The following is a 12,258-nucleotide window of genomic DNA, read 5'->3' as shown; positions in this document are numbered from 1 at the left end:
GCGCACACCAATCGAGATCTTCCTGCTTAATTTACGTCATTAAATTCGTTCAAGTTATTTCTTGCAATCTGCCATAACAAAAACGCCCAAAGAACATTTTAACCTAAAAAAGAGCTTGGCTACCAAAATCACCAGGCTCCTTTTATATGCATTTATTCATCATCGGTCAGCTTACCAACTACCGGCAACCCTGACAGAACACTATCCTTATGTGGCGACTTATTCCACAGCACGTCAGTCAAATCCCGCCCAGCGAGGTTGCCATGGTGTTTGCCGCCTTTCCAGGCGTCCTTGCCAGACACATCATAGACGGTCCCATCAACCGCAACGTATGCTGGTTGACCATTTTGACCATCAAATTTAGCTAATTCTGCTTTACTAAACTTTTTCATTTATTAGGATCTCCTTGCATAGTCTGCCTTTATTTTACCGCGATTTATCAGTCGCCTCAAATCAAAGCGGTTGCTAGTCGCGAATGGCACGGATCATTTGAACGGTATAACGGCCGGTAAAGTTACCCGCCGTTACCTTGTAACCATCAACCTGCGTTTTAACCTCATTAGTCTCCATCTCGACAACCGGCGTCGTTATCTTGGTCAGCTCAACTGGCCCCTTCGCTTGCAACTGGTCGTGCTGGTATTGTGCTAAGTCACGGCACTGTGTTAGCGCATCCTCACGTTTCCGGTATGCGTACCAATAAACGACAGCATCCGTCTTCGTTGGTTTTTTCTGGATTAAAACGACGTAACTTTGTGTCATTCTTCCACCCCTTATTAACCTTAATTATAACATTTATGCCAAAGTAAAAGCGCACTAACCATCGACGGTCAGTACGCTTCTTGATTTGCAGTTACTTAGCGAAAACCGCAGTTTGCTTATAATTCTGGGCCTTGGTTACCAGGTAGCCATTACCCTTACCACAGTAATAGCCAATAAAGCTGGCATCATAAATGTCAAATTCAGTCGGTTCTTCCAAGCGAAGAGTGTAATCTTCTTGGTGGTTACCAAAGACACCCTCGGTCAACGAAGCACAGAACTTCTTCGTAAACAGCTTGTTAATAGTGTTTTGGTAATCTTTTTGAGCATCTTCGGCCTGACCAGTAGTCGCCGCTTATAAGTAAACCGACGAACCTCCGCACAAGTTGGACACCACACTCAAAGAAATTAAGTAGCAAAAAAGAGAGGAGATAATATATTTTTTCATCATCTCTTGTAGCAGCTAAACCCCAGCAGCAAACTTGCGAACATTTTCTAAAGGTCACCATTCCGCGCTATTAGCGCGCGATGCAACTTGCGAAGTACCCGAGCAGCCCAAGCATGAGCAGTATGTCCGGGTTCCGCGAACCCAAGGCAGCGTTTGAAAAATACGCGGAAGAATCGGAAACCGTACATTTAACCCGTCAAATCATCGCCACACTTGACCACCCGCTTACGATTGAGATAAAAGGACTAACCGCGGGCGACCCAGAATATCGTATCGTGATGGATTGTGGCTATTCGCGGTCTTACTACTACTCCGATATCAAGCCGCGGGCGATTCGCGAGTTCGCCGACTTTTAACCGCTTGTACATTTTGCGGAAGCGAGTAGCCAAGACTAATCCAAACACAAAAATTAAAAGACGACCTCAACTGGTCGTCTTTTTTGTGCTCAATTTTTGACTAAAAAAAGAAGCCAAATATTCGTATGATTACCGTTGGCAAGAAGGATGAAAAAAAGCGTCCAAAGGCAGGGATGGTTTCTAATTACCAGCTGGAAATTGTCAACCCTCGGATTTGTGGCCATTCTTTAGCTTACAACCGCGTCAGCAAGCAAATCGAGTTTTTGCACGCGATTGATACTCAATACGTACACGCTCGCTATGAAAAGCGTGACGATGATGGTACCGTGACCGACGTTGACCGCAACCGGGCTTTTCCTTTAGATGATAAGGTCATTGGCCAAATCGAAACGGGCCTTGAGCAAGTCGAAGGTAACGTAATTTCACAACACGGGATGCTTAAAGCTATCACCGCGGTTGCTCAGCAAAACTCTTACGATCCCGTCAGCAGTTACATCGACTCACTCCCCGCTTGGGACGGCAAAGAACGCCTGAAGACAATGTTCATCAATTTTTTGGGTGTTCCAGACAATAAAACTATGCGTCATGAATCGGAAATTTTTGGTATTGCCGCTGTCTACTTGGGGTAAATCCCGGCGGAAAGTTCGACCAGATATTCGACCTTATCGGTACACAGGGGGTTGGTAAGACCACCTTTTTAATGAAATATTTCAACTCCTTCGGCAAGAAGGGCTTAGACTCAACATGGCCGCGGGATAACTTTGATTGGTATCTCCAAGGTATCCGGAGCTTCGACCAAAAGGATGACAATTTAGCGATGGCTGGTATGCTTTGTGTTAATGACGATGAAATGACGGCTTCCAAGAAGAGCGGCGTTGAAACTCTAAAGCAAATCGCGAGTGCTCCCTTCTTTAAGGTACGTAAGCCGTACGACACCCTCCCTACCAAGATTGAAAGAACTTTTATTATGTGCCGTACCAGTAATCTTACACAAAACCTTTATACCGCCTCTCACGGGCAGCGGAAGTTTGTCCCTTTCCTGGTAAGCAAAGCACGTCATACCATGGATTGCGCCGGGCCAAATAGCTCAATAACTCCATGGTTAGTCGACCAATTTTGGGCAGAAGCTTACGCTAAGTACCTCCAGCTTAAATCCGATGGCAAGCTCGTTAGCTTCTTTAGTTTAAGCCGGGCCGAGGAAGACCAACTCCAGGAAATGCGGGTAAGTCTTCAATACATCGACGACATCAAGATTAATGCCATTGGCTTTGTCAACGCCCGTCTCAAGCAACAACGTTGTCAATGGCCGATGCAATTTGAAACGCGTGAAATCGTTAAGTACATCACCGGTGAAGACCGTGACAATTCCTCTCTCGCCAAGAAGCTCCAGCCTATCCTAACCAATGATCTAGGCTTTAAGCACACTTTGGTCAAGGTCGGTCGGTCTCACCGGAGTGGATATGTGTCTACTGATGAAACCATTAAAGACCTAAAGCAGCTAAATGACGACCTGGCAAAGGCCTAAACTCATATGATTTTGATTTTTTTGAAAGGATGATACCATTGGTATATACCAATATTTCTAATAAAAAAATGCACAGTCATACGGCTGTGCACTTCTTGCGCGTGACTGTACCCCAATATAAGATTTCTGTTAAGCTAGCTGGATTGCCTAGTTCTCCGAGTATGGATGGTATGCCCGGACCTGAAGGTTTCAAAGTCCCCGATGCCTCCTTTGAGCGGTTTGCTGAACAAAAAGAAGCGTTACACGCCACCGACCAAGTGATTGCAGCACTTCCAGAAGTCAGTCAAACCGTCCTCCGTGGAATTATTGATGGTCTCCCGGAGCACTCTATCGCGTACAAATGCGGGTACGGACACACCCAATATTATAACAAGGTTAGGCCGCATGCGCTCTACTTGTTCTCGCTTTACTACCCCTTGGACCATTTTGATGAAAAGGACACACCAGCATAATAACCAAAAAAAGCACCTCACTTAAGAGGCGCTTTTTTATTTTGCTCTGATTTTATGCATGTGACAGGGTGTGACCTAAATGTGACCTGTTTATCTTACTTTCTAGCTCACAAACGGTGTATATACACACTCTATTGTAAAATATGCGCATATTATACATTTTCCATCTATGTCACAAAATGCCTTTATATCAGCCTTAATCCCTTGAGCCGCTTATCTTTGAGCCACCCGTCCAGTTGAATAATCGATATCAATGTTTCTCTGCACATTCGGCACGAATACATTAAAGGATAAGCTCCCATCACTGGATAAAGCCTGGATGTGTGCTCCTGATGGTACCAAGTTATTACCGTCATAAATATCGGTTACCCGGTAACGAACTTGCTTTCCCTGGTCTAAGGCCTTGCGTACCAAGCCTTCATAGTAGTTTTGACCAGTGGAATAAGAACTCCGCGCTTCATTCGCCCATGCGGTCTGGGTAGCGATGTTAGCCGGGTTCGATTCGGAAGCGTTAAATCCACGAATACCGCCCACTAATGCATAACCAAGGAGGTGGCCCCGATCGTAAGCATGACTATAACCACCAGTCAGATTATGGGCTTGTAGAAAACCAGCTGGCCGCCAGTTGGTTGCACCATTCCCTGTTTCCGCACGGTTTTGGTACTGCCGGGTGGTTCGGTTTAACCAGGCATCCCCCCGCCACGCGCGACCTTGATTATCTTTGATGTTAACCGCGTATGGTGCACTGCTGATCTTTGCATTTAGCTGCGGCTGATTATTATTAATCACAAAAGCTCCCGCACCATTCCATTTAATTGATCCACCAAGTTGTTGCTTGACAACCGGGGTAAGGACCGATTCCGCTTGTTCTTTCGTTGGCGGCTGGTTATGTTCACTACTATTGCGAGAACTACCACTACTCCAGGAAGCTAACTGTTGGATTCCCCAAGTCAGCGAAGCATCGCCACTTGTCGGCCGGCCAAAATAGCTTCCCGCCGCAATCAATAGGATAAATACAACCAGGATGTGCCAAAATTTTTTCTTTAATCGATACATTATAAAATCCTCTCGTATCAAATGATACTTTCATTTTACTACATTGAACCGAACATGTGGTCATAAAAAGTTAGTGGATTAATTTATCTGCTTTTCTGTAAAAGAAAAAGTCCTCTAACATTGATAGATCAAACGTTAGAGAACTCTATACTAATTATTTAGCAGCTGAAGCATCCTTCTTTAACTGGTGACGGAAGGCAAACCAGATAATGACAATGAAGATAACACCAACCGAAACCGAAACCCGCGTATCAGGGTTGAAGAACATGAAGATCAAAATGATCGTTAATGCGGCTAAACTGAAGTAATTGTAAGCCGGGTAAAGTGGCATCTTGAATGGGTGGTCAACCAAATCTTCAGGATTTTGCTTCCGGTAATTCAGCTCTGCCAACAGAATAACAAACCATGGTACCATTCCGGGAAGAACACTTGAACTGTAAACAACCACGAAAATGTTGCTTGCATCCTTATTAACTATTGACAAAATTGAGTTAACCGCAAAGCCAACCATAATCCAAAAAGCAATCGTTACAACGGCAACGTTTGGAACAACCCGCTTTGATAACTTACCAAAGAACTTTGGCACTTGTCCATCAATTGACAACTTGAAAAGCATCCGACTAGCACTGTAAATTCCTGAGTTGGCACCGGATAAAGCAGCAGTCAAAACAACGAAGTTAATGATTCCTGCAGCACCAGTGATACCAACTCTAGTAAAGGTTTCAACGAATGGTGAACCAACAGCTGCTAACTGGTTCCATGGGTAAATCGAAACAATTACGAAGATTGCGCCGATGTAGAAGATCAAGATCCGCCAAATAACTGACTTAACTGACTTAACAATTGCGTGCCGTGGAGAAGCAGCTTCACCAGCAGTAATACCGAGCAGCTCAATTCCTTGGTATGAACCGGCAATCACTGACATTGAGAACATAAAGCCCATAAAGCCACCGGTGAAGAACCCACCGTGCGTCCACATGTTGGAAATACCAACTGGGTGCCAATTATTACCAAGACCAACAACAATTACCAAGAGTCCGACGATGATCATTACAACAATCGTTACAACCTTAATCATCGCAAACCAGAATTCTAGTCGACCATATGCTTTCGCAGAGACGAGGTTTGCTAGTGTCAGCATAATAATCACGACAATACCAGATATCCAATCCGGTAGTTTGGGCCACCAATAATTAAGGTATTGACTCATTGCGATAATATCGGAAATCCCAACAATAATGAACTGAAAGATGTTACTCCACTTTGTAAGGTAACCGGCAAAGGGGTGGATATACTGGTCACCATAATCCGCAAAGGAACCAGTTCCGGGATTAACATAAATCATTTCACCAAGCGCCCGCATTACACCATATAGGACAATCCCGACAAACGCGTATGCCAGCAATACTGAAGGACCGGTCCACTTAATGGTAGAAGTTGCACCCATGAAGAGCCCACTACCAATCGTCCCACCGATCGCAATCATTTCCATTTGTCCCGGCGTCATCGTCCGTTTAAGCTTAACTTTCTCATGCATTGCCATGTGAAAAACCTCTCTTTCCCAATTAAAAAAGCTACCCAAAACTCCTTACCACTTAGCACTCGTTTAAGTAACTGTGGTTGAAGTTTTTGGATAGCTGTTAATTTTCACTATTCAAAGGAATATGAAATTATCCCCAACCACATGCTAGATTGTTGTGGTTGTGGTTGTGGTGGAAGTACTATTCACTTGTAAAATCTGATTGAACAATTGCATTTTTACTTCCTCCAATTCCTTATTCGGTATGCCATTAGAATACTATGAGAATATGAGAAATGCAAGCTTTTATTTAAATTAATTTATTTTCTTGTTAAAAATCAAAAGGTTAGAAAGCGCTACCCATGCTGAGATAGCAATGCCTATTAATTTTGTTAACTTTCCAGAATCATTTCCTGTCTGTGGAAGAGTTTCGGCTACGTTCTGTGGATCATTATTAAGAAGTTCTAATGGAGCCTGTAACTGACTAAGTTTGGCACCTAAATTTGGAATGTTTTCTTGTTGATTAGCTGGTAGACCGGAGTTACTTGCGTCAATTACCGATTCAGTCTTGCTATCCATTCCTCCGGGCAATGTTGGTTGTTGGTTGTTTCCTGTCTTATTTTGATTGGAATCCTCTTCACTGTTGTTAGATGCTTCTTCTTTATTGTTATTTTGGTCAACATCATCTTTACTGTCTGGTAAGTTTGAATCTTGATCATCGTTATTTTCTACCGGTGGAACAATTACCTCTTCATCACTACCCTTTTGCTCCTCATTATTACCAGTATTTGGGCGATCTGGTTCTTCCTTACTTGTCGAACCTGATTCGTCGTTCTTATCAGACTTATCCTGATCTTTCGTATTGGAATCCGTATCGTCTTCACTGGTCGCTGGTTGGTCAATCGTTGGCGATTCTGGTTCAGATTTATCAGGTTCTTCTGGTTGATCATCCTTTACCGGTGGTGTGTTTTCTTCGTTGTCTTCCCCACTTGTTGGCTGGTCAACTTCACTCTTATCACCTTCTGTTTGACCTCCTTCAGTTTCTGTTTCCTCGTCACCCTTTTCACTTTCTACTGGACTGTAGTTAACCTCAAAGGTGGTTGGCTCATCCAGTTCATCTTCTGAAAGTGAACACGCTGGTACCTCCTTAATCGACGCTTCATATCCATCAACAGTCGGGACTACGTAAGGTTCAAACGGTTCAACTGTCCACTGATCATTAGTTTTAGTAGCCACTGCCTCTTGTGTAATAACCTTATCTCCACTCGGCAAATGGAGGATAATTTTTCTTGATAGCTGCTTCGTCACAACTTTCTCTACCGGTTCAGTTGGTGGCTCGACTTGAGTTCCCTTCTTCTGAATCATGATGCGAATACTGTGAACATTTCCATGCATGAAAAAGTGGATTTTATCAGGAAGTCCGGATTTATTTACGTATTCCCAACCGTCATCAAGAGTTGGCAGGTCAACGTAACCATTTTGATCACATTTAGTTAGCCTTAGTTTATCGGGTTCCTTACCGTCAATATCAGCCAAGACAATTGCTACTCTGGCTGTTTGAATATCACTAGGACTCAACGGCTGGTAAGTAATCTTTATTTTTTCCGGCTTGGTATTTTCTTTGACCACTACTGGTGGGATGGTCAGTTCAGATGGTCGGTAGCCTTCATAAAATGGCGGGAAATATTCAAGCCAGACATTCGAATGGTCGCTTTCTCCCTGCGTTACCCGGTTAGCAACCTGGTTGATAACCGTCTCCTCTCCATTTTCGGGACTTACTACCGTAATTTCACGACTAACCGTTTCTTGCTGGTCCAGGTTTTTGTTGCTTACACTAACTGGTTCAGATGGTGTAGTCACCTGTTCATCAGCAAGTGCTGTTGCACCACCAAGCGATAGAATGGCTAGTGCTGTGCACGTGGTTAATGTCAGTTTAAGTGATCTTTTCTTCATGTTAACTCTCCTCATATTTAGACTTCACTTAATAAATACGAGAAGATATTTTTACCGCACCTTTAAAACACAAGAATCATCCAGTAGAAGAATAGCTTTTTAGCAATTTCCATGTAATTTAAAAGACAAAGAGACTGAGAATTAACTCAGTCTCTTACGACTTCAATTTTTATGTTCTAACAAAGTGATTCCGAGTAGTAAAATCAATCTGCTGAACCATTTTTATAGTGAATGGATTACCTTTTCAATGTCATCAACAATTTGTTTTGGCGTTAAGTGGTACCATTCGTAAAGTACTTCTAACGGTACATTATCCGCAAATTCACGTGGAGCACCAAAGTTGAGTACCTTCATCGACTTTGGCCCGTAGTAACGGTCAATGGTCTCGCCAAAGCCACCACTCAAGTTGCCGTCTTCTAGCGTAACCACAACATCATGATTTTCCGCCAAGTGGTGCAATACTTCCGGATCAATCCCTGTTAACGACTTCGGGTTAATCAATGTTGCATCGATATTGAGCTTCTTCTTTAATTCGGCACAAACCTTTTCGCCGAGTTCCCAGAAGTCACCAACCGCCATGATGGCAACCTCACTACCGTGGTGAGCAATATCGTACTTAATATTACTATAGTTGTCCTGAGTGGCTTTCCCGTGCAGCAATGGTTTTTCTGGCTGCCGGATAACAACCGGTTGGTCCGTCTGCTTGATTGCCCACCGCAGCATTGAAATCAGTTCTTCAACATTTGTTGGTGCCAGATATTCTATGTTTGGTAAATCACTAATCATTGAAATATCAAAAGATCCTTGGTGGGTTGCCGATTCTGTGGCAATCGTACCACCACGAACAATCATAACTATCGGTGCATCATTAAGCGCCATGTCATGAATCAACTGGTCATAAGCACGTTGCAAAAATGTCGAATTTTGGAATACCACTGGGCGTGCACCAGCAACTGCCATGGCAACAGCAGTACTAATGCAGTCTTGCTCAGCAATACCAACATCATAATAACGGTCCGGATGTTTAGCCTGGAACTTCTTAAGGTCGAAGACACCCGGGATAGCTGAATTTAACGCCACAACTGGCACACCGGCATCGATTTGACGGTCAAGTTCAGTTAGGATTGCGTCGCTATATGATTCACTCTTGGACTTCCCCTTACCTTCACCAGACTTCAGGTCGAACGGTGTCCGCCAGTGGTAAGCCATTTTTTCTTTCATCGCTGGTTCATAGCCGAGCCCCTTTTGCGTGCAGACATGCAGCACAATTGGGTGATCGATATCCTTAACGTCCTTAAAGGCATTAATCATTGTCTGAAGATCATTCCCATTTTCAATATACCGATAATCAAGGCCCATAAACTTAAAGATGTTGTTTTCAGACTGACCCTTGGTATCACGCAATTCCTTTAAGCCATTGTAGAGGCCACCCTGATTTTCATCAATTGACATTTGATTGTCGTTTACCACGATAATCAGGTTTGATTTTAGCTTGGCCGCATTATTTAAGCCTTCAAAGGCAAGGCCACCGCTCAAGGAACCATCACCAATCACAGCAACAACATTATCCGTTGATTCTGGATTAAGAAGGTCACGAGCTTGCGCCATTCCGACTGCAAGGGCGATGGAAGTCGACGTGTGGCCAATCTCAAAGAAGTCATGATTACTTTCTTCCGGTGATGTAAAACCAGAAATATCCTCATAGTGGTCAGGGTCAAGGAAGGCCATTTTCCGCCCAGTTAGCATCTTGTGCGGGTAACTTTGGTGAGAAACATCCCAGATTACTTTGTCATGTGGAGAGTTAAATACATAGTGGTATGCAATGGTCAGTTCCATCACACCAAGGTTGGGACCAACGTGGCCACCAATTGCAGCGTCACGCTCTAAAACCAGTTGCCGCATTTCGCGAGCTAACTGCTTCAGCTCATCAAGTGACATCCCCTTTATATCTTCCGGTTCGTTCACTTCGTTTAATAGATAATCTGGATGTCGATTCATCTACCGCCACTCCTTTTTAGTCTTATAATACTTTTTCGCAATATTTACTTACTTATTTTAACACTTTTCACAAGCAGACGAAAATTAAGCACAACTAAATTGACGAACTGTCTCGATTTCGATACCATTAACTACGTATAGAGATCGAAATAAGGGGCTTAATTTGATATGGGGGATTTGACCAATGCGGCGGTAGACAAACTTTCACCGCTCAAAAAATTAACGAATGAGCAGGAAAAGCTCGTTGAAGATATCATAAATTTCACAAGCGAGCACTTACAAAAAAATTTCCCAGCGGTTTATACTATTTATGGTGATGCGGGTACTGGTAAAAGCGTGGTCCTTTCACAGTTATTTGACCGCATGCAAGTGGCGGCACGGCGAAATAAGCAGTCACCATTTTACGGCACCAAAAACTACTTTTTAGTAAATCATCCGGAAATATTAAAGGTTTATCGTGAGATTGCCGGGCAACGACCCGAACTGTATAAAAAAGATTTTGCCCGCCCCACTTCATTAATTAACCAACTAGATAAAAAGCAGCAAAAGATTGACGTTGCGGTAATTGATGAGGCACACCTTCTTTTGTCCAAGGCTGACCATTATAATAATTTTTACCATGACAACCAATTAGTGGAGATTATTAAACGGGCCAAGGTGGTTATCGTTGTCTTTGACCAGTACCAGGTTCTTCGAATGAAAAGCCTTTGGACACCGGAACGACTTGAAAAAATCACCCACCAGTATCCACACAAAGAATATCACCTTCGTCACATGTTTCGAATGACTGCTAGCGACGACCTAGTTGCCTGGTTTAACCACTTCACGAGTGATTATGAGGTACAGCCATTCCCAACTAACGCACGAACAAATTATGACTTCCGCGTGTATGATGATGCAGAGGCAATGCGTCAAGCAATCGTTCAGCGGAATAATGAAGTCGGTCTTTCGCGGATTTTATCAACGTCGGGTTACCCATCGACTCTGGATGGGGGAAAACATTATATCCGCGAAGGAAAATTTAAGATGCCGTGGGACCAGTATAATTACACGGTTACTCCATGGGCAGAAATCACATCAACAATTGATGAAGTTGGTTCAATCTACACTTGTCAGGGCTTTGACCTCAATTACACGGGGATTATTATTGGTCCCCCGATCAGTCAAGTACCGGGGAGTAATAGGCTACAAATCAACCTCGATAAGTATACTGATAGTGAAGCATTTAAAAAGCGTGCGGACTTAACGGATCCTAAAGAAATCAAAGCGCTCGAAGAAAGAATGATAATGAATTCACTGAATGTTTTATTCAAGCGCGGCGTATATGGCACCTATCTTTATGCGCATGATCCCCTACTTCGTCAGACGCTTAGAAAACTTTTTAGTACGGCTGGCTTCACAATCCCACAGGAGGGTTAGTAAATGAAAAAGAAGCTTAATAAACCTCTGCTTATTTCTGGCGGGGTAATCGTTTCACTTATTTTAATCTACTTTATTTACCGTGATTATCGGCCAGACCTAATTCTGCTGATGCACATGAACCCACATAATAAGATGGTCTTATTACACATGATCCGGAGCCACGGAGTCAAGGATGTACTCCTTTTGCTGGCCTTAATTGCGACCTTTAATGCAATTCCGGGAATGTCGAATTCCTTCGTTTGTGTTTTTGCTGGGCTTTGCTATGGGCCGGTAATTGGGTTCATTATCAATTGGATTGGTAATATTCTCGGTAACTGTGCTGTAATGAGTATTATTCGCAAAATTGACCTCTCTAAGCGAACAAAGAAATCAAAGCTATTAAACACACTGATGAATCAGAGTCACCCGCTGATTGGTTTAACCATTGGCTTTATGGTTCCGGTCATTCCGAGTGTGTTAGTTAACTACGCTGGTGCACAGCTAAACGTTAGTCGCGCTCGTTATCTCGCCATGGTTACCGTGGGAATGGCCCCAACTTCATTTATCTACGCCTTTGGTGGTGATGCCCTCTTCAAGGGTGACAGCAAGCGGATCATTGGTGCGGTGATCGCAATTGTAATCGTAATTGCAATGTATCTCCTAATTAAGAAATTAATTAAGCGTGACCGAAATGGTAAGCAAGCAGCCGTATAAAACGAGGCTGGGAAAAAACTCCTAGTCCAAAATAAAAACCGGATGATGAATTTTTTGAACAATTCATCATCCGGTTTTTA

General features: G+C 43.3%; 13 protein-coding genes. 6 read left to right on the top strand and 7 right to left on the bottom strand.

All coding sequences use genetic code 11. The annotated features are described in order from the left end of the window. Positions 1 to 152 precede the first annotated feature (152 nt). From QOS07_RS08765 to QOS07_RS08755, 3 genes are all read right to left on the bottom strand, one after another. Positions 153 to 392 carry a cytochrome b5 domain-containing protein gene (locus QOS07_RS08765; RefSeq protein ID WP_204785587.1) on the bottom strand — a complete coding sequence of 80 codons (240 nt, stop codon included), beginning with the start codon at positions 390 to 392 and terminating at the stop codon, positions 153 to 155. Positions 393 to 465: 73 nt separating this feature from the next. Continuing rightward, the gene (locus tag QOS07_RS08760; RefSeq protein WP_283588571.1) at positions 466 to 759 is read right to left on the bottom strand and encodes a hypothetical protein; all 294 of its coding nucleotides are present in this window, start codon (positions 757 to 759) and stop codon (positions 466 to 468) included. Between the two features lie 91 nt (positions 760 to 850). Then, positions 851 to 1,024, bottom strand: a complete 174-nt coding sequence (locus QOS07_RS08755; RefSeq protein ID WP_283588570.1) for a hypothetical protein — start codon at positions 1,022 to 1,024, stop codon at positions 851 to 853. A 293-nt stretch (positions 1,025 to 1,317) separates the two neighbouring features. On the opposite strand from QOS07_RS08755, the gene QOS07_RS08750 reads away from it, so the two are divergent. From QOS07_RS08750 to QOS07_RS08735, 4 genes are all read left to right on the top strand, one after another. Next, complete coding sequence (locus tag QOS07_RS08750; protein ID WP_283588569.1) at positions 1,318 to 1,560, top strand: protein kinase family protein; 243 nt, start codon at positions 1,318 to 1,320, stop codon at positions 1,558 to 1,560. A gap of 125 nt (positions 1,561 to 1,685) precedes the next feature. After that, positions 1,686 to 2,189 carry a hypothetical protein gene (locus QOS07_RS08745; protein WP_283588568.1) on the top strand — a complete coding sequence of 168 codons (504 nt, stop codon included), beginning with the start codon at positions 1,686 to 1,688 and terminating at the stop codon, positions 2,187 to 2,189. Beyond that, a complete protein-coding gene (locus QOS07_RS08740) occupies positions 2,150 to 3,085 on the top strand; it encodes a VapE domain-containing protein (RefSeq protein WP_326521334.1) in 936 nt (311 codons plus the stop codon). The genes QOS07_RS08745 and QOS07_RS08740 overlap by 40 nt, the downstream gene beginning before the upstream one ends. Positions 3,086 to 3,255: 170 nt before the next feature. After that, a complete protein-coding gene (locus QOS07_RS08735; RefSeq protein WP_283588567.1) occupies positions 3,256 to 3,537 on the top strand; it encodes a hypothetical protein in 282 nt (93 codons plus the stop codon). Between the two features lie 213 nt (positions 3,538 to 3,750). On the opposite strand, the gene QOS07_RS08730 is transcribed toward QOS07_RS08735, so the two are convergent. From QOS07_RS08730 to QOS07_RS08715, 4 genes are all read right to left on the bottom strand, one after another. Further along, a complete protein-coding gene (locus QOS07_RS08730; protein WP_408613364.1) occupies positions 3,751 to 4,593 on the bottom strand; it encodes a DNA/RNA non-specific endonuclease in 843 nt (280 codons plus the stop codon). Between the two features lie 154 nt (positions 4,594 to 4,747). Further along, on the bottom strand, positions 4,748 to 6,136 hold the full coding sequence (locus QOS07_RS08725; protein ID WP_283588566.1) for an amino acid permease: 1,389 nt from the start codon (positions 6,134 to 6,136) through the stop codon (positions 4,748 to 4,750). A gap of 291 nt (positions 6,137 to 6,427) precedes the next feature. Further along, a complete protein-coding gene (locus QOS07_RS08720) occupies positions 6,428 to 8,065 on the bottom strand; it encodes an ICP22 family protein (RefSeq protein WP_283588565.1) in 1,638 nt (545 codons plus the stop codon). 222 nt (positions 8,066 to 8,287) lie between these two features. Then, the gene (locus QOS07_RS08715) at positions 8,288 to 10,063 is read right to left on the bottom strand and encodes a 1-deoxy-D-xylulose-5-phosphate synthase (protein WP_283588564.1); all 1,776 of its coding nucleotides are present in this window, start codon (positions 10,061 to 10,063) and stop codon (positions 8,288 to 8,290) included. A 168-nt stretch (positions 10,064 to 10,231) separates the two neighbouring features. On the opposite strand from QOS07_RS08715, the gene QOS07_RS08710 reads away from it, so the two are divergent. Together QOS07_RS08710 and QOS07_RS08705 are read left to right on the top strand one after the other, a co-directional pair. Next, positions 10,232 to 11,482, top strand: coding sequence for a DUF2075 domain-containing protein (locus QOS07_RS08710; protein WP_283588563.1), 1,251 nt, complete (start codon positions 10,232 to 10,234; stop codon positions 11,480 to 11,482). 3 nt (positions 11,483 to 11,485) lie between these two features. Next, complete coding sequence (locus QOS07_RS08705) at positions 11,486 to 12,178, top strand: TVP38/TMEM64 family protein (RefSeq protein WP_283588562.1); 693 nt, start codon at positions 11,486 to 11,488, stop codon at positions 12,176 to 12,178. Positions 12,179 to 12,258 lie beyond the last annotated feature (80 nt).

Source organism: Limosilactobacillus viscerum, from assembly GCF_947387525.1.
Classification (GTDB): domain Bacteria; phylum Bacillota; class Bacilli; order Lactobacillales; family Lactobacillaceae; genus Limosilactobacillus; species Limosilactobacillus viscerum.
The sequence above is the reverse complement of the archived record's forward strand: the minus strand, read 5'-3'. Positions and strand labels throughout refer to the sequence as shown.